This is a genomic window from Pedobacter panaciterrae (genome assembly GCF_013204795.1).
GTDB classification, from domain to species: Bacteria; Bacteroidota; Bacteroidia; order Sphingobacteriales; family Sphingobacteriaceae; genus Pedobacter; species Pedobacter panaciterrae.
Genome location: NZ_JABMKW010000008.1, coordinates 917,851 through 941,309 on the forward strand (window position 1 = coordinate 917,851; position 23,459 = coordinate 941,309).

Annotated in this window: 13 protein-coding genes; 12 read left to right on the forward strand and 1 reads right to left on the reverse strand. The window is 40.8% G+C overall.

Going from position 1 to position 23,459, the window contains the following annotated elements:
• Nucleotides 1–168 precede the first annotated feature (168 nt).
• The 12 genes from HQN86_RS06125 (at nucleotide 169) to HQN86_RS06180 (ending at nucleotide 21,860) form a co-directional block, all read left to right on the forward strand.
• A complete protein-coding gene (locus HQN86_RS06125; protein WP_246269448.1) occupies nucleotides 169–3,156 on the forward strand; it encodes a SusC/RagA family TonB-linked outer membrane protein in 2,988 nt (995 codons plus the stop codon).
• Between the two features lie 23 nt (nucleotides 3,157–3,179).
• Entirely contained in the window at nucleotides 3,180–4,550 is a 1,371-nt protein-coding gene (locus HQN86_RS06130; RefSeq protein WP_172660113.1) for a RagB/SusD family nutrient uptake outer membrane protein, read from the forward strand.
• Nucleotides 4,551–4,562: 12 nt separating this feature from the next.
• Nucleotides 4,563–5,897, forward strand: coding sequence for a DoxX family protein (locus tag HQN86_RS06135; RefSeq protein WP_172660114.1), 1,335 nt, complete (start codon nucleotides 4,563–4,565; stop codon nucleotides 5,895–5,897).
• A gap of 11 nt (nucleotides 5,898–5,908) precedes the next feature.
• Nucleotides 5,909–7,600: a hypothetical protein gene (locus HQN86_RS06140; RefSeq protein WP_172660115.1), complete on the forward strand. Its 1,692-nt coding sequence runs from the start codon at nucleotides 5,909–5,911 to the stop codon at nucleotides 7,598–7,600.
• A gap of 163 nt (nucleotides 7,601–7,763) precedes the next feature.
• Complete coding sequence (locus HQN86_RS06145) at nucleotides 7,764–11,849, forward strand: hybrid sensor histidine kinase/response regulator transcription factor (protein ID WP_172660116.1); 4,086 nt, start codon at nucleotides 7,764–7,766, stop codon at nucleotides 11,847–11,849.
• A gap of 195 nt (nucleotides 11,850–12,044) precedes the next feature.
• Nucleotides 12,045–15,230: a SusC/RagA family TonB-linked outer membrane protein gene (locus tag HQN86_RS06150; RefSeq protein ID WP_172660117.1), complete on the forward strand. Its 3,186-nt coding sequence runs from the start codon at nucleotides 12,045–12,047 to the stop codon at nucleotides 15,228–15,230.
• An 11-nt stretch (nucleotides 15,231–15,241) separates the two neighbouring features.
• Entirely contained in the window at nucleotides 15,242–16,945 is a 1,704-nt protein-coding gene (locus HQN86_RS06155) for a RagB/SusD family nutrient uptake outer membrane protein (protein WP_172660118.1), read from the forward strand.
• 76 nt (nucleotides 16,946–17,021) lie between these two features.
• A complete protein-coding gene (locus HQN86_RS06160) occupies nucleotides 17,022–18,854 on the forward strand; it encodes a glycoside hydrolase family 35 protein (protein WP_172660119.1) in 1,833 nt (610 codons plus the stop codon).
• A gap of 75 nt (nucleotides 18,855–18,929) precedes the next feature.
• A complete protein-coding gene (locus tag HQN86_RS06165; RefSeq protein WP_172660120.1) occupies nucleotides 18,930–19,310 on the forward strand; it encodes a hypothetical protein in 381 nt (126 codons plus the stop codon).
• Nucleotides 19,311–19,323: 13 nt separating this feature from the next.
• A complete protein-coding gene (locus HQN86_RS06170; RefSeq protein ID WP_172660121.1) occupies nucleotides 19,324–20,244 on the forward strand; it encodes a helix-turn-helix domain-containing protein in 921 nt (306 codons plus the stop codon).
• A gap of 93 nt (nucleotides 20,245–20,337) precedes the next feature.
• Complete coding sequence (locus HQN86_RS06175; protein WP_172660122.1) at nucleotides 20,338–21,078, forward strand: SDR family oxidoreductase; 741 nt, start codon at nucleotides 20,338–20,340, stop codon at nucleotides 21,076–21,078.
• A 29-nt stretch (nucleotides 21,079–21,107) separates the two neighbouring features.
• Nucleotides 21,108–21,860 (forward strand): SDR family oxidoreductase, encoded by a 753-nt coding sequence (locus tag HQN86_RS06180; protein ID WP_172660123.1) that lies wholly within the window; start codon nucleotides 21,108–21,110, stop codon nucleotides 21,858–21,860.
• Nucleotides 21,861–21,943: 83 nt separating this feature from the next.
• Here the strand turns inward: HQN86_RS06180 and HQN86_RS06185 are convergent, their stop codons facing one another.
• Complete coding sequence (locus tag HQN86_RS06185; protein ID WP_172660124.1) at nucleotides 21,944–23,446, reverse strand: RagB/SusD family nutrient uptake outer membrane protein; 1,503 nt, start codon at nucleotides 23,444–23,446, stop codon at nucleotides 21,944–21,946.
• Nucleotides 23,447–23,459 lie beyond the last annotated feature (13 nt).

Below are 23,459 nucleotides of genomic sequence, written 5' to 3' on the forward strand. Positions count from 1 at the left end.
TGGCCATCAGTATGCAACGCCAATCACCTACTGAAATGCCACTAGTTTCAACCAACGATTAATTAATTAAAACTTTTTAAAGTTATGCAAAATTTTAAAAAGGAGAGGCCTTTATCTAGTGCTCGCTCCTTTGTTAAAAAAACATTACTGCTGCTTAGCGGTCTTATAATGTTTTTATTTATTCCATTGATTTCCAGGTCTCAAACCCAAACAATTGTCAATTCTACATTAAAAGGGCAGGTTATAGACCAGGTAACCAGAAAAGGAATCGCCGGTGCCAGTGTAAGCATTACAGGTACTACACATTCGGTACAGACTGACAAAGATGGTAGGTTCAACTTTGTAACTGGCCAGAAACTGCCCTATACTTTGGTTATCACTTTTATCGGATATGAGAAAAGGGAAGTGATAGCCAGAACTGAAGCTATAGAAATAGAATTAAAGGAGATTACTAACCAATTAAATGATGTGGTAGTAGTGGCCTACGGTTCGCAGGAGCGCAGAAACGTAATCGGATCTGTCGTAAAAACCAGTCTCGATGATGTAAAGAACATTCCGGGTGGTAGCTTTGAATCGCAGCTTCAGGGAAAAGTAGCTGGTGTACAGATCACCAATAATACGGGTGTGCCAGGCGAGACTGTAAACATTCGACTGCGCGGGGCTAATAGTATTAACGGAAACAACAATCCTTTGTATGTGATAGATGGGGTATTTATAAGTAATACCAGCTTGCAGACTTATGATACAGGTGGTAAGTCCACATCGCCTATTGCTGATATTAACCCGAACGATATTGCGAGTATTTCTGTGTTGAAAGATGCTGAAGCAACTGTGCTTTATGGGGTTAGGGGAGCCAATGGGGTTGTTATCATTACCACTAAGCGTGGTAACTTTAACCAGAAGCCGAAGCTTGATCTGAATGTAAATAATGGTTTTGCAAAAGCCATTAAACTATGGGATCTGGCAACCGGCCCACAACATGCTGAATTGATTAACGAGAATTACATCAATACTGGTGGAACTTTTGCTACCCGCCCGTTCCGTCCTGTTTCAGAAGGAGGCAGAGGCTTACCTGAAGAGCAGCAAACTTACGACCGCTTAAGTCAGGTTTTTCGTACTGCTGCGCTGCAGAATTACGATGTTTCTTTGGCTGGAGGAAACAACGGAACAAAATATTACATTTCGGCGGGATACAACAAACAGGAGTCAATTCTGGCACCTATATCTTTCGATCGCGCCAGCTTCAAGGCAAATTTTGATCAGAAGATCACTAATAAAATAACAGTGGGTATAAGCAACACCCTTGGCAGGACCCACCGCAATGAAGGCCGGGCAGGAGATGGGCCAGCTGGTGGTTTACTTCAGGCGGCACTGCACACACCTACATATCTGTCACCTTATAATGCACAGGGTGTATTGGTTGGTAGAGCCGGCTTTGATAATGTACAGCTTTTGCTTGAAAATTACGACATCAACTCTACCAGTTTACGTTACATTGGTAACCTATACGGTGAGGCAGAACTCTTACCAGGACTGAAGTTCCGTTCCAGTTTTGGTTTGGACTATACCAATTATCCTGAATCTGAATATTGGAATACTTTCCTGATCTCGGGAAGTCCAAATGGTCTGGCCACTTCATCCGTTGGTCAGCGCACCTCGCTGCTTAATGAGCAAACACTTTCCTATAGTTTTAAGGTTAATGACAAACATACATTTGGCATTTTAGTGGGTAATACATTGCAAAGCGATGTGAGTAGTACCACTTCGGCCACCGGCAGAGGCTTTGCCAACAATTCGTATAAGCTTATTTCCTCGGCTGCGGTAACTACTGGTTCAGAAAGGTGGTCGAGAAGGAATCTTGCTGCCTTCTTTACTAAGCTTGATTACAATTTCGATGGCAAATACCTGCTTGATTTCAGTCTGCGTGCGGATGGATCATCTGCATTCGGAAAGGACAAGCAATGGGGGTATTTTCCCGGCGTAGGTGCAGCATGGCAGGTTAAAGAAGAAAACTTTTTGAAAAATGTGGACTTTATCACTGATCTGAAGATCAGAACTAGTTATGGTATTACAGGAAGCCAGAATGGTGCCGATGATTTTTCTTCACTTGGCCTTTGGTCTGGAGGTTCATCATACCTTGGAAACCCAGGTACAGCACCTCAGCAAATTGCCAATCCTGATCTTGGCTGGGAGCAAACTACTCAGTTCAACACAGGATTTGATCTCTCTTTATTTGAGGGCAGGCTGGCATTTTCATTTGATTACTACAGAAAATATACCAGTGATGGGATAATTTCCAGCCCGTTAGCCGCTACAACAGGTTTTAGTAGTTATACTAAAAATCAGATAGAGATTAGTAACAGGGGCTATGAGCTGGGAATCAGCTCTACCAATATTAAAGGAAAGGACTTTAACTGGACAACGAGCTTCAATATATCCGGAAATAAGAACAAAATAGAGAAATTATCTGCACCGGTGAAGTTTGGAAGCAGGGACCTGATCTGGAATATAGAGGGAAGCCCTTTGTACTCTTTCTACCTATATAAAGAGCTTTATGTAGACCCACAAACGGGTAACGTGGTGTATGATGATTACAATAAGGATGGTAAGATCACTGCTGCAGATAGGCAGGTCTACGGGAGCGTATGGCCTAAGTTCTTTGGCGGTATGGGTAATAATTTTGCTTATAAAGGATTAGATCTGGGTGTATTCTTTTCCTTTTCTTATGGAAACAAGGTGTATAACCACAACAGGTTTTTTGGTGAAGCTGGCGGAGCACGTGATGCCAACCGTATCATTTTTGCCAGTAACGTAGACAGGTGGCAGAAGCCTGGTGATGTAACGAACACACCAAGGCCAGATGGAATTAACAACAACAACTATAAAGATGATGGCAGTCGTTGGCTGGAAGATGCCTCTTTCCTGCGCTTACGCTCTTTGGTACTTGGTTATACACTTCCTAAATCGATTACAGAACGGGTTAAGCTGGATAGGGTGAGATTGTCTGTGACGGCTAATAACCTGTTCCTGATCACCAATTATACAGGCCTTGATCCTGAGTCTTCTGCCAGTAGTTCACAAAATGCGCAGGGAATTGATTTGGGTACACCACCACAGCCACGGAGTTTTCAATTTGGTATAAATGTGTCCCTATAATTAGGGATAAGAAATTAGAAATCATGAAAAAAGCAATATATATCTTGTCCTTCTTTAGCATCCTGTCCTTCTCCTCTTGCGAGAAATACCTGGATGTAGAGCCTCGTGCATCAGTGTCAGACAAGCAAACGATCTACGACAATGCATCGTCACAAACTGCACTAACCGGGGTTTATGCTGCACTGGCATCCGGGTCTTATTATGGTACCACATTTCAGTCAATTGGATATCTCAATGGTGATAACATACAATGGACAGGTTCACAATCACAGGTTCAGGAATTCATAAATCATAATGTTAGTGCTGACAACTCTACCATCAGCAGCGCTTGGTCGGCCATTTACCTAACCATTAGCAGGGCGAACCAGGTTATTCAAAAGGTTCCTGGAGTAACAGATCCACTCCTTAACCAAAGTACAAAAGACCAGATCGTCGGTCAGGCTTATTTTATTCGTGCATTAGCCTATTTCGATCTGGCCCGCACCTGGGGCAGCGTACCGCTGATCACCAAGCCTACTGAAACGGCAACTGATAACAGTGGGATTCCGCGCAGTCCGCAAAATGAAGTATACGCACAAGTGTTGAACGATCTGGATAAAGCAGAACCTCTGTTGACTGAAACTACGGACAGACATAGAGCTACCCGAAAAACAGTATGGGCGCTAAAGTCGCGGTATTACTTATATAGAGGCGATTGGGCAAATGCAGAATTGTATGCAACAAAGCTGATTGTTGATAACGCGAATTACAAATTACTGAAACCTTTTGGAAGTTTCTTTCAGAACGATGCCAGGGCCACTCAGGAGTCTGTGTTCGAACTCTTTTACAGCGCAGCAGAAACCAATGGGCATCGTGGACAATGGCAGCCTCAGCAAAATGGAGGAACTCGCCAATGGGCACCCAATGATGCATTTGTAGCATTGGTAAATGATCCACTGATTGGAGGTACAAGAAGTGTTTTGGTGGCAAAAGACAACCAGAACCGTTGGTATGGCAATTTATATTACAGGAGTCCTGCAACAGATCCTTCTTATCTGATTCGCATAGCTGAACTTTATTTGATCCGCGCCGAAGCACGAAGTAACCAGGCTCCCGACGGTGCAACTGTTGCCAATGATAAGTTAGCCGGTGCCATTGCTGACCTGAATGCGGTGCGAGACCGTGCTGGACTGGCGGGAACACCTGCAGTTACCAAAGCAAATGTGTTGTTGGCTATTGAAAATGAAAGAAGAGTTGAATTTGCTTTTGAGCCGCACCGCTGGTTTGACCTGGTAAGAACAGGAAGAGCATCCGTTGTACTGAACATTACTGACGTCAGAAAATACCTGATGCCTATTCCCAATGATCAGCTGCTGATAGATCCGGCATTAGGGCCAAATAATCCAGGATATTAAAATTTATAGATTATGACAACTATTAAATTAGATCAATCTTCTCCTGAATGGAATGGTTATGAAAAAACCGCTCTGCGCTTCTTTTTCATCTATTTCATTCTTCAAACCATCCCGCTGGACTGGAAGTACTATAAAGGAATCTTTGCCATTAACTGGCTCAACCTCAATTATGGAGATATTTTTTTCATTACCAGGTATTTCCCCAGCTTTGGTTCTGCCACAGGAAGTTTCATCGACTGGATCATTATTGCCGTCATAGCCGCCATTGGGGCCGCAGTATGGGCTAAAAAAGAGAAACCAGATACAGATTATAGCATTTTGTACTACTGGTTAAGGACCATATTGAGGTACAGGCTGGCTATAGGAGTTATCGGTTACGGGCTTATCAAGTTTTTTCCGTTGCAGGCACCTTTTCCATCCATCAGTAACCTGAATACCAGTTATGGCGACTTTACCGACTGGAAGATATTCTCACTGAGCCTTGGTGTAGTGCCGGGTTACGAGTCTTTTCTTGGTGGAGTGGAACTGCTTGCAGGCATTCTCTTGTTCTTCAGAAGAACAGCCTCAATAGGCGCGTTTATTATACTGGTGTTTACAGGGAATGTGTTCATTTCAAATCTTGCTTACGAAGGCGGAGAATATGTGTACAGCTTTTACCTGATCTCGCTGGCTATATTTGTATTGGCCTATGATGCAGGGCGAATCTATAACCTGATCTCACTGGGCAAACCAACTGCTCCGAATTTATTTAAGCCCGTATTTACCGGATGGTTAAAAAATGGCAGGATTGTTTTGAAAAGTGCAGTGATCTTCTTTTTTGTATTTGTTTACGGGTTTAAAACCTACAAAGGGTATAGGACCGACCCTTATCAGTTTCCAAAAGCAAAAGGATTAAAAGGAGCTAGTGGGATTTATAATGTTAGTGAGTTTAAACTCAATGGCAAAGTATTCCCTTATTCTGTTACGGATTCAACAAGATGGAAGGATGTGGTGTTTGAAAAATGGGCCACAATAAGTATCCGTTCAAACAGACCGGTTATACTTGATTCTACCAACTATGAACAGATCAGCTATAAAGATAAAGACAGAAATTACGAGTTGGCCGGTTCCGGTGGAAGACATTATTACAGCTATAAAGCAGATACAGTAAACCATCTGTTATTACTGCAAAACAAAAACAGCAATTACAAGAACGATAAACTGGTACTGAAGTATAGCAGGCCAGATAGCGCAACAATAATCCTTTCGGGCGTTAACAATTCAAAAGATTCTGTTTACGTTTTACTGAACAAAATAGACAAGAAGTATCCCATTAAACTTGGCCGTCGTAATCGTTTGAAACTTTAATACAAATGAAAATGAATAATTCAGAAAATACACCAACTCAGTGGTCGACAGGCAAAAAAATAGCATTTCGCATTACGTTTGTGTTCTTCTTGCTGGTATCCATTCCGCTAAGTAGTGGTTGGTATAAAAATTTAATTGCCATCGATTGGCTAAATCCACATTATCGTGATATATATGATATTGCACGCTTCGGTACCAATACACCCCCTGTGCTATTTGGTGGTTCAGGACGGCCAAACATTGCTGATGGGGAAGGACAAGAAGCTGCCAGTCCTCAAAAACAGCGTCGCAGCGACTCCTTAACGCGGGCAAAAGGAGCTGAATCATCAAAGATTGATTCAGATAAAGAGAGATCACAACGCAATGAAAGTTTTGTTCAGAGAAAAAGAAGCTGGCTTAGCGACTACAGTTCATGGGGAAATGCATTGGCTATAGCAGTAGTAGTAGGGCTGGTGTGGAGTTTGCTCGACCGAAAAAGGCAGTCTTACAATGTATTATATTACTGGCTAACCGTAGTTGTACGTTTTAGGGCAGCTATAGGGATTATTGGTTTTGGTTTTACAAAATTGTTCCCAACTCAAATGCCTTTTCCTTCACTGGGCCTACTGAATACAGATTTTGGCGACTTCACCGCACAAAAAATCTACTGGCTTTCCGTAGGTATAGTACCCTGGTATCAGGTATTTGGTGGTATAGTAGAACTTGCTGCCGGAGCCTTATTGCTCTTCAGAAAGACAGCTACCTATGGTGCTGTATTACTTATTGGTGCATTGGGCGATATCACTTTTGTGAACTATGCTTATGATGGTGGAGTGCATGTATATGCCTTCTATTTTGTTTTGCTGGGCACTTTAGTCATTGCTGCAGACGTGCCAAGATTATACAACCTGCTGATTCTTGAACGCTATACCGTACCACAATTTTACTATCCGGATTACAGTAAGCCGATATATAAATATACCAGGATTGCATTAAAGGGACTTACGATCCTTATCTTCTTTGTAATTCTGACTTATACCGAAGTGATTAATTTTAAGTATGATCCTTATAAACAGCCATCAACAGCAGGGGTGAAAACACTAAGGGGCAATTATAATGTTACGGTGTTTAAAATAAATGGACAGGAGATTCCGTATTCCCCATTAGATAGTGTACGATGGAAGGAAGCCACCTTTGAAAAATGGACCACGCTGACATTCAGGATTAATAAACCAGTAGTAGTTGACCCATCCAATGGCGGTGGCAGTCCAATGCGCGATATACAACGTACATTCGAAATTGCCGGTACCGCAGGCGGACAGCGTGCTTTTCATTACTATGCTGATACTGTAGAACATGTACTTTATCTACAGGATAAAAATGCCCTTGCATCTAGAGGTGGACGAGGCAGAAGGGGTGGCTCCGACGAGAAGGAAAGCGGTAAAACAGATAACTGGATCAGTAAAGTGGCATGGAAGAATATAGGTGATGAAAACAGGATGATCGATAAACGCGCCTGGTCTACCAGAAGAGACCGTGAATTTGCTCGTCCTGAGCGGAGTTCAAATCGGGCCAGGTTGACATTGAATTACCATACCACTGATGGAAACAAAGTTATCCTGGAAGGATTAAATGAGAATAATGATTCTCTTTATGTTGTATTGGATAAAGTTAACAGGAAATACGTTTTGCCTGAAAGTAAACTTAGCGCAGGAAAATACTAAACAAAATTTTTCGCTCATATGGGTCGTATGAGCGAAAAATTCATGATGGTTGTTGAAATTGATGGCTAAATGTTATCTTCGAGGATAATTTCCGTCTCAACTATACCCTACTATCCATAGGTTCATCATGCGTTTACTTTATTTTTTTATTGTTTTAATATGGATGGAAGTTCAGTCTCTGCCTGTTCAAGCACAGCTAAGTTCAGAGGGGAACAATGAACAATCTTTGTATCGAAGCTATGCATTTAAAACATATACTATTGCAGATGGACTGCCTTCTAAAAATACGACAGCCACTCTTAAGGATCGAAGAGGTTTTATTTGGATAGGTACTGAAAACGGCTTGTGTCGTTTTGATGGTTATACATTTAAAGTATTTTACCATGCGGAAGGAGATCATACTTCTATCAGCAATAATTATGTTAGCACAATAGTAGAGGATCATCAAGGTAGGTTATGGGTTGGGACAATGGATGGCTTAAATTTACTGGACCCACTTACTGAAAAGTTTCAGGGCTTTCATCATGATGAAAAAGTAGGTTCTTCGATCAGTAATGATAAAATATGGTCGATACTTTGTGATCGTGAGGGAACCATATGGGTTGGAACAGATGATGGGTTTAATAGATTTCATGAACAAACCAGATCCTTCACCACTTATCAGCCCAATCCGGGTATACCAGGTGCTATGGTTGGGAAATCAGTTAACGCTATTGTCGAAGACAAACACGGAAGCTTATGGCTTGGAAACTGGAGTGGTGGACTGAATAAGTTTAATAAGCACACAAAGCGTTTCACCAATTTTCAGCAGACGCAGTTACCCGGACTTAAAAATCCAAACGACATCTGGTCACTTGCATATGATGAAAATGGTATAATTTGGATTGGTACTTACTGGAGTGGTCTGTTTAAGTTCGATCCGGAAAAAAACAATTTCAAGTCAGTTCTGTTGCCAGATAGGGCCAGTAATGGTGTCTACAGTATCTTGCCAATACAAAAAAACACGCTCATTGTTGGAGCAAGTAATGGGTTCTATTGGTTGAATACTCAGAATTCTAAATGGGAGCCTATTAAAAATGTGATAAACTATGCTTTTGGAGATTCCTACATAGATCGTAATGGTATCATTTGGATTAACGGCAGGAATGGTGTTTTGAAGATTGATCGTCAGCAATATAAGTTTGATTTGACAGATCTTAAGCTGGAGAATTGCGAAGTGAATAGCCTGGCAAGTAAAAGTAATACGCTTTGGATTGGTACCAGCAAGGGACTGTTTACGCTAGACTATAAATCTGGAAAGATGTCTGGCTTTAAAAAAAATGTACAAACAACTAGCTTAAAGAGCAATGACATAAGTAAGCTTTATTTTGATAGCAAGGGGGTTTTATGGATTTTGACCGAAAATGGATTTGATAGCTACGATCAGGAGCGCAACTTATTTGTTCACCATAATCATCACTCCGCTTTGGGCAGTCTTTTTAACGAAGATGTTTTTCGGGATATCCTTGAGGTTGACCCCGGCATCTACTACCTTGCAACCGATGCGGGGCTTAAAGTTTACAATAGCAATAACAATACTTTTAAGCATTATTATAACAAAAAGGACGACAGGTATTCCTTAAGCAATAACCACCTTTATTCCTTGTTAAAGGACAAAAGAGGTGATATTTGGATTGGAACATATGGGGGCGGACTAAACCGTTTTGACAGAAACTCAGAACGCTTTCAGGTGATCCGGTCTTCAGAACGCTCAGGTACTGGAATCAGTAGCAACATTATCAGAAGCCTTTATCAGGACTCCAATGATAACATTTGGATCTCTACACCAGATGGATTAAACAAATATGTAGCTAAAGAGAAACGTTTTGTTACATATTCGAAAAAGGATGGTTTTTCCAATAATGTATTCAGAGGAATTACTGAAGATGCTGAAGGAAATATGTGGGTAACTACTGAAAGTGGAATATCAACATTTGATCCTAAGCATATATCAGTTAGGAATTTCGATGAGGCTGATGGGGTTTACGTGAATTCGGTTATGTTTAATGATGGGCAAAACATACATCTGGCCGGAAGTAGGGGAATTATCAAATTTGATCCCTTGGCTATCCATTCAAATAAAACCATACCACCAGTATATTTTACTGATTTTCAATTGTTCAATAAATCTGTTCTCCCAACCTCCAAAGGGCCTTTAAAAGAAAACCTGAATATCGTAAAGGAACTGACTCTTGACTATGAGCAAAGTGTTTTCTCATTTGAATTTGTGGGCCTAAATTACAGGTATCCAGAAAAAAATAAATATGCATATATATTAATAGGCTTTGATAAGAAATGGAATTATGTTGGTTCACAACGTAAGGCAACTTATACAAACTTAAATCCGGGAACGTATAAACTTTGGATAAGAGCGTCTAATAATGATGGTGTATGGAACAATAAGGGAAGGATTCTGGTTATCCATATCAGTCCGCCATGGTACTGGACCTGGTGGGCGTATCTTTTATATGCGGCAGCAGTTTGCCTGGCCATTTACGCATATATACTGTACAGAAATAAACAGGAAGACCTGAAGTATAAAATAAAGGTAGCCAATATCGAAAGTGAAAAAGAAAAGGAACTCAATGAGAAAAAACTTTCTTTTTTTACCAATATTTCTCATGAATTCAGAACTCCTCTTACTTTAATCATCAATCCGATTAAGGAATTGCTTTATCATGATGATAAAAATGTAGATACCAGTAACCTTAATATCGTTTATCGGAATGCAAAAAGACTACTGAGCCTGGTTGATCAGCTACTGCTTTTCAGAAAGGCTGATACCCAGGCAGATAAGTTGAAAGCTGCAGATCTGGATATCGTCAATTTGTGTAAAGAAGTATATCTGTGTTTTTCACATCAGGCTCGCTCAAGAAAGATAAACTATGAATTCATCTCTTCACAAGATCATATACAGATTTATGCAGACCGCGAAAAATTAGAGATTGCCATATTTAACCTGCTTTCAAATGCAATAAAATTTACACCAGATGAAGGACGCGTTTCCCTTGAGGTGTCAGAAACTTTGGATACAGTAAAGATTCAGGTCAAAGATAGCGGATCTGGCATTCCCGACAACGCAGGACAGAAAATTTACAGCAGGTTTTATCAGGAGCCTGATCATAACAATTCTTTAAGAACTGGCTTCGGTATCGGATTATATCTGGTAAAGAATTTCATTGAGAGTCATGGCGGTACGATCAGTTATAAAAGTAGCCAGAATCAGGGGACTACCTTTTTTATCACCTTGCTGAAAGGAAGAACGCACCTTAACATAGATCAGATTCTCCCGGTTTCGGAAACGAGTTCTTTACTGTTAAAGGAATTGGCCGATGATGAGGTGAATCCGCTTGATCAAAAAGAAAGTATAACTGTAGAACAATATGACGCTGCCTTTGCTTCAGAAAGAAAATCCCTCATTATCATAGATGACAATAAATCCATCCGGGATTATCTGGTTGAGGTTTTTAAAACCCAGTACAACTTGTATGTTGCTGCAAGTGGGGAGGAGGGGATGAAGATGATCCGGGAATTTCTTCCTGATTTCATCATCAGTGATGTCATGATGCAAGGCATTAGCGGAATAGAGATCTGTAGTCTGGTCAAGGAAGATACCTCTTTATGCCATATTCCAATAGTGTTGCTGACCGCCAGTTCATCGCCTGAAATTAAATTGAAAGGTATTGAGATCGGTGCCGATGATTACATCAGTAAACCTTTTGATAAGGATTTGTTGGTGGCCAGGGTTGCGGGTATTTTGAAAAGCAAGAGCAGCCTTCAGCAATATTTCTACAATGAGGTTACTTTGAACCCAAATAATTTTAGAATCTCGGCTGAGTATAGAGATTTCCTTCAAGACTGCATCAGGATTGTAGAAAAACACATTACTGATCCAAACTTTAATATTCAGATCCTGGCTGATGAGATTGGTATGTCGCGCTCTAACTTGTTTAACAAAATCAAATCTATTTCCGGACGATCGTCTAACAGTTTTATTCGTTTTATACGTTTACGGAAAGCTGCTGAAATATTTATTAATACAGACAATACCATTTCAGAGACCATGTTTATGGTAGGCATGAATGACATTAAATATTTCAGAGAGCAGTTTAATAAATTGTTCGAGATGAATCCTTCAGACTACATCAAAAAATACCGCAAGAATTTTTCAAAAAATATTACCCTAAACAAGGATGTAGTAAGGAAATAGCCTTTTTTGAGGTGGAATCTAAATTTTACCCCTCTAATATTGGTTGTTTACCCCCTTTGATTCTCTGTAAATCCATCGAATTTAGCCCTGTCGACTCAATCGAAGATCGGGGATTTATGTTGTGCGCACAACACAAATCCTGTGTTTGAACGGGAGCAGTTGACAGGATAATTTCAAAACCAAATATAAATCGATATGAGAAAAACTATACGAAATGTATATTCTCCGCTTTGGCCGATGACAAAGAAGGTGTTTGTTGCAACGGTAATAAACGCGGTACTGCTTTCGGCGCAGTCGACACAAGCATCAGAGCTGATAGTAAAACCCTCAACATTTAATGCTCGGCAAGCTGTGATCACAGGTACAGTGCGCGATGAAGCAGGCAACCCTTTACCGGGAGTAAGTGTAATTGTGAAAGGAACAACAACCGGATCAATCACTGATGCACAAGGTAAATACAGTATAAATGCGCCTGACAATGCCATCCTTGTCTTCACTTATATTGGGTATACAAAAATAGAATTGCCTGTTGGAGGAAAGACTTTGTTAAATATCCAGCTCACTCCCGATCAGACTTCATTAAATGAACTGATTGTTGTTGGGTATGGTACCCAAAAGAAAGAAACGGTAACCGGATCTATCTCGCAGGTAAAGGGAACTGAACTTGTTAAAAGTCCACAGCCCAACCTATCCAATGCACTGGCAGGAAGATTTTCGGGTGTGGTAATCAATAATAGAGGAGGAGAGCCAGGATACGATGGTTCGAGCATCACAATTCGCGGGCAAGCCACAACCGGTAGCAATGCCGTGCTTGTAGTGGTAGATGGTGTACCCGGACAAATCGGAGGTTTGGAACGCCTGGATCCGAACGACATTGAAAGCGTGTCGGTACTGAAGGATGCTTCGGCAGCGATCTATGGTAATCGCGCTGCCAATGGAGTAATCCTTGTAACCACTAAAAAAGGTAAAACAGGTAAGCCTACCATAAGCTACAGCTTTAACCAGGGTTTTAGTTCACCTACCCGTTTGCCAAAACTTGCGGATGCAGCAACGTATGCGCAGATCATGAACGAGATCAACTATTACGCAAGTGAATCCGGAGGTTTGAACCAATCTTATTCCGAAGAACAAATTCAGAAATTCAGGGATGGTTCTGATCCGATCTTGTACCCGAATACAGACTGGGCTCAAACAGTGCTCAAGAAATCTGCGCTGCAGAATCAGCACAGTTTGTCTGTAAACGGAGGAACTGATGATGTGAAGTATTACATGTCGCTTGGTATGATCGATCAGGACGGAATCTATAAAAATGGGGTTACCAGCTATAAACAATACAATTTCCGCTCAAATATTGATGCAAATGTGAGCAAGCGTCTGAAAGTGGGATTATCACTTGCCGGCCGCGAAGAAAATCGCAAATTTCCAATAACTGGCGCCAATGATCTTTTCAGATCACTTTACCGCTCTAAACCTATTGTAGCTGCATTTTATCCAAATGGATTGCCAACCAGAGGGATAGAAGGCTCAAACCCTGCAATACTTGTAACGGATTTGGGGGGGACTAGCAATAACCCTACACAGGTGCTTAATGCTATTTTGAAAGGCAGCTACCAGATACCGGGTATCGAAGGCCTGTCGGCAGATGGATTTTTCTCTGTAGACAAGTCTAATGTATTTGTGAAAACCTTTAATAAACCTTATTTATTGTATGAGTATCAAGCATCAACCGATACATACACTTCAGGTGTTTATGGAGGGAATAACAATAAAGCCACCCTTAAAGAATCGCAAAAACGAGAATCATTACTCACTTCAAACATTAAACTGAATTTTGAGCGTAAGTTTGGTGTACATAATATTAACGCCTTTGTGGGGTATGAGCAAAGCAAAAATAACCTTGAGTTCTTTGACGCTGATCGCTTCAATTACCTGTCAAACCAATTGCCTGAGCTTTCTCAGGGAGGAACAGCAGCAACAGATTTTCTGAATTCCGGTTACAGTTCAAACTATACCCGCAAAAGTATAATCAGCAGACTGGCGTATGCCTACGACGATAAATATCTATTTGAAGGTCAACTGCGTCGCGATGGTTCATCCATCTTTGCTCCTGGCAAACAATGGGGTACTTTCCCCTCGGTTTCTGCTGGATGGCGCATCAATAAAGAAAAATGGTTCGGTGATAATGTGAAGTTCTTCGACGAACTGAAGTTAAGAGCTTCTTATGGTTCGTTGGGTAATGACAATGTTAATGCATTTCAGTACTATGATAATTACATTCTGGTAGGTAATGGCTTTGTGGCGCAAGCACCAGGTGGTGCGCCAACTATTCAACCGGGAGTGGGTTTGTCAAAACTTGCTAACCCGAATATTACCTGGGAAGTATCAAAAAAACTTGACATAGGGATTAACGCTACATTCCTGAAAAACTTCACATTTGAGGCGATCTATTTCAAACAAAAAAGGTCCGACATCCTTGCAACACGTAATGCCTCTCTTCCTGGATCTTCTGGTATTGTGAATCCTTATAATGATGGCAGTTCAAATTACAATCCATTGGTTCCTTCAGAAAATATTGGTAAAGTCAACAGCGAAGGTTTTGAGGGTACACTGGGCTATACGCATCGTGGAAATGAATTCAACTGGGGTGTGTCTGGTAACATGACTTATGCTAAAAGTGAAGTCATCTTCATCGATGAAGCCTCTGGTACGTTAGATTATCAAAAAAAGACCGGCAGGCCACTGAACAGTTATTTGTTGTACAATGCGATAGGCATCTTCCGTACCCAGGCTGATCTGGATAATAATCCTCATGTTTCAGGAGCGAAAATCGGCGACCTGATCTATGAAGATTATAATCGTGATGGCGTGCTCAACGCAGATGATATGAGCATGGCAAAATATGGTAACATTCCTCAAATTACGTATGGTTTTAACTTCAATGCCTCTTATAAAAACTTCGATCTTTCGGTATTGTTCGCAGGACAGGCAAGGGTAAGCCAGTATGTATTGCCAGAATCAGGTAGTATAGGTAATTTTTATAGCAGTTGGGCCGATAATAGGTTCAGCCCTTCCAATCCTAACGGATCTTTTCCAAAAGTGACTGAACGTGCAGGTAACGCCATTAGTGGGGGAGCTTATAAAAACAATTTCTGGCTGAATAATTCTTCATTCCTGCGTCTTAAGAACGTAGAGCTTGCCTACAACCTGAAAGGAGATTTTCTATCAAAGATCAAGGTTTCCGGAGTAAGGATATTTGCAAGTGCCTTTAACTTATTCACAATCACTAAAGTAAAAGACTATGATCCTGAAGGTAGCAGCGAAAGCGGACAGTTTTATCCGCAGCAAAGGATCATCAATTTAGGTGCAAACGTTAAATTTTAAATCTTGTAAAAATGAAGTACAAATATAGCATACCAGTTTTTATTTTAATAAGCGGTGTACTGGCACTGAGTTCATGTAAAAAGGATTTTCTGGATGTTACTGCAACAGACCGGATCCCAACGAATACGTTGGAAACAGATACCGCCGTGTTTGAGGCTTTTGTAACCAATAGTTACATTGGAACAAGGCTGCAAGATAAAGAAGCAGATGGAACCAATCCAGGATTTGGACGTGGGTTCGAATATAGCATGTGGAGTTCATTGACTGATGAGTCCATTTATAATAATGATGACAATACCTGGTTGGTACAAAGAGGGCAGTTAGCCCCGGAAAACCTGGGAGCACTTGGCGTATTATGGGGCAGAAGCTACCGCGGCATTCGCGAGTGCAATTATGCCCTCAAGGTTTTAACTACCATACAAATGAGTGCCGCGCGCAAAACCAGACTCGAAGGTGAGTTAAAGTTCATCAGGGCATTCCGTTATCAGGATCTGATCCGTAACTACGGAAAGGTAGTGCTTATGGGAGATCAGGTGCTTGGCTTAACAGATAACCTTCAGGATCCTGCGCTATTCAAACGTTCAACTATTAAAGAGGGTATTGATTATGTAGCAGCACAGCTTGATGACGCTGCGGCTAAATTGCCGTTGAATAATGACAATTCATGGTTATTGGGCAGGGCTACCAAAGGTGCTGCATTGGCACTAAAATCCAGATTATTGCTGTATGCTGCCAGTCCTTTATATGAAGCAGCGGGTACCTGGCAAGCTGCGGTAAATGCAGCACAACAGGTAATTGGCCTAAACAAATATGGAATCTATCAGGGAGGCTATGGTAATATGTTCCTGATTAACGAAAGTAATGAAGCCATATTTGAACGTGTGTATACCAAGAATGCCAATCACACTCACCTGGAAATCGCTAACGGACCAAATGGCTATGGCGGTTGGGCCGGAAATACCCCTACGCAAAACCTGGTAGACGTTTATGATCTAACCAACGGCCTTCCGGCAAATACCAGTAACCCACTGTATAATCCAGCTAAACCTTATGAAAATCGTGATCCGCGTTTTAAAGCAACCATTTTGTATAATGGTGCAGCTTATCGCGAGCGTAATATAGAAACGTTTATACCAGGCGGAAAAGATAGCAGAGATGGAAATGACAACTGGAATACTACAAAAACCGGTTATTATCTTAAAAAATTCATGAACGATGCCTATCCTTTGCAGAATCCATGGGGTAATGCTGGCTTCCAGCCCTGGATTTATATCAGGTATGCTGAAGTTTTGCTCAATTTTGCAGAAGCAGCAAATGAAGCCTATGGCCCTGATGTTGTACCAGCCGGATCAAGCTTCTCAGCCCGTCAGGCCATCAATATGATCAGGTCAAGGGCTAGTGTAAATATGCCGGATCTGGCTGCTGGAATGGCACAGACTGATATGCGTACTGCTATCAGACACGAACGTCAGATAGAGCTTGCGTTTGAAGAGCATCGTTTCTATGATGTTAGAAGATGGAAAATAGCAGATGTAACGGAAAATCTTCCTTCAAGAGGTGTGGTCATCACCAAAAATAATGATGGAACTTTTACTTTTACTTCCAAGATAGCACTTGATGGGCGTAAGTTCGAGACCAAACATTATTGGTTACCAATTCCAAGGACTGAAATTCTTGCCTCAGGGAACCAATTACAGCAAAATCCGAACTACTAGCAGAATTTATAGAATGCCGGGAAACAAAACGTTTTTCCGGCATTTTGTAAATTTTCCAATTTATAAAACATCCTAAATGAAAATATTCAATTTAATTTACTTGTCGGCAGTATTGTTACTATTATGCAGTTGCAGTAAAAATAATGCAGCACATACTTTTGAACTTGGGGATAATGACTTTCTGCTCGACGGAAAACCTTTTCAGATTGTATCCGGTGAAATACATTATCCACGCGTACCCAGAGAAGCATGGAGAGACCGGATGAAAATGGCAAAAGCCATGGGACTCAATACTATTGGAACCTATGTGTTCTGGAACGCACATGAGCCTGAAAAAGATGTGTTTGATTTCTCTGGCAACAATGATATTGCTGAATTTGTAAAGATAGCACAACAAGAAGGGCTATGGGTAATATTGCGGCCTAGTCCTTATGTCTGTGCCGAATGGGAATTTGGAGGTTATCCGTACTGGCTTCAAAATGAACAAGGTCTGAAAGTAAGAAGCCGGGAAAAACAATACCTGGAAGAATACCGCAAATACATTCACGAAGTGGGTAAACAACTTGCTCCCTTGCAGGTCAACCATGGAGGTAATGTGCTTATGGTGCAGATTGAAAATGAATATGGTTCTTATGGATCTGATAAGGAATACTTGCGTATTAACCGTGAGATGTTTATTGATGCGGGGTTCGATGGATTACTATATACATGTGATCCTCAAAAAGACATCAAAAAAGGATTTCTGCCCGGAACACTTCCTGCAATTAATGGGCAAGACAATCCGGAAATCGTGAAAAAGGAAATCCGCGAATTAAATGGTGGCAAAGGCCCCTTCTTTATAGCCGAATGGTATCCGGCATGGTTTGATTGGTGGGGTACACCGCATCATAAAGTTCCGGCTGAACAATATACAGGAAAGCTCGATTCCGTACTTGCAGCTGGCATTTCCATCAATATGTATATGTTCCACGGCGGTAGTACCCGCGCTTTCATGAACGGAGCTAATTACCGTGATACTATACCCTACGAACCTCAGATCAGCAGTTATGATTACGACGCACCACTTGACGAAGCAGGTAACGCAACTGAAAAGTTTATGAAATTCAGGGCGGTTATTGAAAAGCATTTGCCTGCTGGTGCCAAGTTGCCTGCTGTTCCTGCCCCAAAGCCAGCAGCAGCTCTTGATGCTATTCCCTTTTCATCCGAAGTTAGTATTTACGAGTATCTTGGAAAATCAAAGCAAAGCATTCAGCCACTGACTTTCGAAGACCTGAACCAGGCCTATGGATATGTACTTTATCGCACAACTATCAATGGAGGAAAGCAGGGTATGCTAAAAATTGATGGATTGAAGGATTTCGGTCTGGTCTATGTTAACGGTAAACGACAGGGTATTTTGGACAGGAGACTGAATCAGGATAGTCTCATGATAGATTTACCATCGGGTAAGATCACTCTTGATATATTAGTAGAAAATATGGGAAGGATTAATTTCGGGCCATTTTTACTTCAAAATAAAAAAGGGATTACCGGCAAAGTCACCTTAGCTGGTTCGGTCTTGGAATCATGGGATATGTTTTCATTGCCTTTTGATAAACAGCCACTTAAAAAAGAGGTTAGCAATGCAGTTAATCGGGATGCTCCAATGTTAAAGTATGCAGAATTTGAACTGAAAAACTTACAGGATACCTATCTGGATATGCGGAAATGGGGTAAAGGCGTGATTTGGGTAAACGGTCATAATCTTGGAAAGTACTGGAGTATTGGCCCTCAGCAAACAATTTACCTGCCTGCTGAATGGCTGAAAAAAGGTAAAAACCAGGTGGTTGTACTTGATTTGCTTAAGACCGATCAGCAGTTCCTTACCAGTCTTAATAAACCAATTTTGGATCAGATTAATACCAGGTAATAATCAATTAAATCAAATTTAACTATTCTATTGAACGATAGAATAGCTAAATTTGGTTGACCATTAATTGATTATATGCTTTCAATCTTCAAAACCTCCTCCATTATTTATTCTTTTAGCATTGCAATAATGCTTATTCCAGTTGCTTGTAGGAAACAGAATAATCCAGATCAAAACAAAAAGGTCAAAGATGCTCCAACGAGCGAACTTGGAACTGTTTTTCCAGAAATCAGGGAGATCAAAAATGATACAGCAAAACTGGCTCTTTATCCTTATGCCAGTTTTTTTATTATTGACCTTGGACTTAAGGGGAGTGAACAAAAACTGAAGATGATCCGCCAGGCTAATAAATCTGATGTTCCTGTAAAAGTGAAAGTATTCCAGGACAATAGAAGTGAGGTAGCGGAAATCTATCCTGCAACTAAACAGGATATTGATAAGTATAAAAAACATTAAAAAACGACTTCTCATGAACCCGAAGGAATCAGTATCGAAAAACCTGGCTGATCTGTACGAGATGATGGGCTTGCCTGTAGACTTGGTAAGTGCCGAGTCGGGGTTTACTGTACATTCCTTAAGAGAAACATTTAAGAATCTCCCTTTTAAATCGATTGCTTACCGACCAGATTATTTCAGCTTTGTTTTCGTTAAAAATGCATACGGAAAGTATATCATAGATGAGATGACATTTGACATTACCCCCGGTACAATCTATTTCACTAATCCGGGAAATTACAGAAGCTTTGAATGGTCTGAAATTACAGAGGCCTATCTGATCACATTTAATGAATCTTATCTGCAAGAACATGTTCATCAGGATGTTTATCAGGACTTTTCTTTTTTGCTTACAGAAACAGTTCAGCCAAGGTTGATGCCACCTGAACAGTTTGATGAAATAGAAAAGCTCTATCACCAGATCCATAAAGAGCATTTGGGCAATTCTATCTATAAGAATAGAATTATTGGAAGCATGTTTGTGGTTCTGCTATTAAAAATAAAAGAATACTTCTGGCAAAATTATAATCCTATATATGAGGGGAATAGGAGTTCCTTCATTGTTAAAGTATTTAAAAAGAACCTTGAAGATCACTATCGGGCTATCGTTTTTGGTCAGGAAAATATTTTATTCCGGGTTCAGGACTACGCAGATTTGCAGCATTTACATCCGAATTACCTAAGTAGCGTAATCAAAACAAAAACAGGTAAACCTGTTAGCACGTGGATTGCTGAAAAAACAGTTGCAAAGGCAAAGTCGCTATTGCATAACTCAGAAGCTTCCATCAAAGAAATTTCTTTTACACTTGGGTTTTCAGAGGCTACCCATTTTAGTAATTACTTTAAGAAGTATACAGAGCTTACTCCGATAGCTTACAGAAAGCTGCAAAGCTAATCTTAGATTTTTATACTTAATCCTTTAATATCCGTCCTTTTTGCAGTTGTTCTTTATCTGACCTTTGAGTTATCAAAATAAGATAAAGAAAACATGAAAACTCTAAAAGAAAAAGTAATTCTGATTACAGGTGCCTCAAGAGGCATAGGCGCAAGTATCGCTCATAAATTAGCATCAGCAGGTGCAAAAGTAATTGTAAACTATGCAGGTGGTAGAGCTGCGGCAGAACAAACCGTAAACGACATTATACAACAAGGTGGTGATGCCATTGCCATTCAGGCAGACGTAAGTAATGCCGCTGCTGTTAAAGCTATGTTTGACACCGCAATTGATCATTATGGCCGGATTGATGTTTTGGTGAATAACGCAGGTATCATGATCAATAAATTACTTAAAGATACTACTGACGAAGATTTTGCACTTCAATTTGATATTAACGTTAAGGGAACTTTTAATACGATGCGTGAAGCAGCTACCCGATTATCGGACAACGGAAGCATCATTAATTTTTCAACTTCTGTGAACCGTATCATGTTGCCTACTTATAGTACTTATGTGGCTACAAAAGCAGCCGTAGAACAATTAACCCGTGTATTTTCTAAAGAGGTTGGTGGCAGAGGTATCAATGTAAACTCAATTTCGCCGGGACCAACCAATACTGAATTATTTACTAAAGGTAAATCTCAGGAAGTTATAGACCGCCTGGCATCTCTTTCTGCTTTTAACCGAATTGGTGAGCCTGAGGATATTGCACAGGTGGTGACATTCCTTGCGGGGGATGAGGCAAAATGGATTACTGCACAGAATATTGGCGTTAACGGCGGCATGGCTTAATCCAATCAGTATTATTTAATCAAAATATCATGAACAGTTTAAAAAATAAAGTGGCATTAATCACAGGATCAGCAAGAGGTTTAGGTAAAGCTATTGCCGAACGTTACGCTGCCTTAGGCGCAGACGTGGTGATCAATTATTCAAGAGATAAAGCATCAGCTGATGAAGTGCTAAGTAATATCAAGGCAATGGGGGTAAGGGTAATTGCGGTACAGGCAGACGTAAGCAAAGTGGCTGATCTGGAACGTCTGTTTGAAACTGCAAAAAAAGAATTTGGGAAAATCGATATCGTAGTAGCCAATGCCGGAATCGAACTGGTAGAAACACCTGTTGTAGATTTTACAGAGGAACAGTTTGACAGGTTATTTGCCATCAACACTAAAGGAGCATATTTTACAATGCAACAGGCTGCAAGAAACGTAGAAGACAAAGGGCGTATCATTTACATTGCTTCCAGTACTACAGCCTTTCCGGTTCAGGGCATGGCTGTGTATGGTGGGAGTAAAACTACACCAAGGTATATGATTGATGTTTTATCTAAAGAGATTGGCCATAGAGGAGTAACTGTAAATACCATCATTCCATTCGCAGTAGATCATTCGGGTATTTTTGCCGAGCCAGATAGCTATCCTGAATTAAGGAAACAGTTGCTGGACAGCTGTCCGATGGGTAGACTTGCAGAGGTAGAAGACGTTGCCAATGCAGCTGAATTCTTTGCCAGTGACCTTTCGTCATTTGTTAATGGCCAGCATTTGTTGGTAAATGGCGGGGCTACCAACTAGTGAAATCATTTAAAATATAAAACCGGGTCATTTTCAGACTCGGTTTTATATATAGCGCCGTTAAGTTTATTAGTCAAATACCATTATTTGTTGATATTCGGGTTGTTGTTCAATTCAGTTTGCGGTACAGAGAACAGGTAGTAACTGCTGTTGGGTTTAAAGGCCGAGCCATCAGGGAATTTTAAAGTTGTATGCTGCTTTGCAGAAACAACCTTGCTACTTCCATCAGGAGTAATCACAGTAACTTGAAGTGGCTTACCATCTGTACCAAGCGCTGGATTCCTCACTACAGCAGTCTGAGTTCTTAAAATATCAGACAGTGCAAACCCTTCACCCCATAATTCTTTTCTTCTTTCTATAAGAATCTCAGCAATTACCTGATCCTTGGTTTGCGATCCAAGTGTAAACGGATCTGCTTTTCTGGCGGCACGAAGCGAGTTCAGCTGCTCAACTGCTTTTGGTAAGTCTGAATTTCTGGCATAGCCCTCTGCAGCAATCAAAGTCATTTCTGATGCACGCATGAATACGATATCGCCTGTCTGATCAGCCCTGAACTTAAACTTCTGGTAGCGTAAATAACCTTCTCTGCTTGGCAGACCGTCCCATAAGAATAGTTTTGTTCTGATGTCATGACTATCAAATAACTTTTGAAAGTTAGGATCGGCCATAAAGCTATAATAATAGGCCGAAGGACTGCTGGTGTCCAGAAAATGGAAGCTATAACTAGCTGTACTTTGATCCGGTTGCTGACCATGTCCCCAAATCCATTCGCTGTTCTTAAGGTCGTTAAACCCATTGCTGTAATCGGCTTCAGACATGTATGGATAGTTCTTTTTTGCTTCAAGTGCATGTTGTGCAGCTAAGTCCCATTTACCCATGTTCAGGTAAGTTCTTGCCAGCAAGCCATTTACTACATCAATGTTGATCTTGTACTTGGTAGTGCCCGGACGCTGATAAACTGGAAGTAGTTTTTCTGCCTCAGTAAGGTCTGAGATGATCAGCTGATAAACCTGCTCAACAGTCGATTTTGATTTACCTTCAGTTGTCGGACCGGTAGGTTCCGTATAAACAGGAACCGCTTTGGCCTGGGGATTTACCTGGTAATTGAACTGGTAGTACGTAACCAGATTCAAATAACTATTGGCTCTTAATGCATAAGCCTGACCTTTAATCTGCGCTTTTTTCTCTGCCGTTCCGGTTGAGGCGTCAATTTTACTGATGATATTATTGGTGTTATTTATCACACGATAAAGAATGGTCCAGAAAGCACCCAGTCTGGTTTGATTATTAGCCAATGTATATTCATATGCATCGCGATATCCGTATTTGTTGGTAATGATGGCAATATCGTCTCCCATTACATCACTGGTTCTTAAGATAGAAGAGTAACCAGGATTTGCATAAGTAAAATAGGTGTCGTTCATGTACGACCAGGTTCCATTCAGCACGGTTTCAATGTTATCTGCTGTCCCATAGATCAATGATTCGGGAACGGAGGTAGTCGGTGTAGTGGTAAGCTCCTTTTTGCATCCAAGAAAGGGCAAAGCGGATATCCCAATTATATAGGTGATCTGTTTAATTTTCATTTTTGTAATTTTT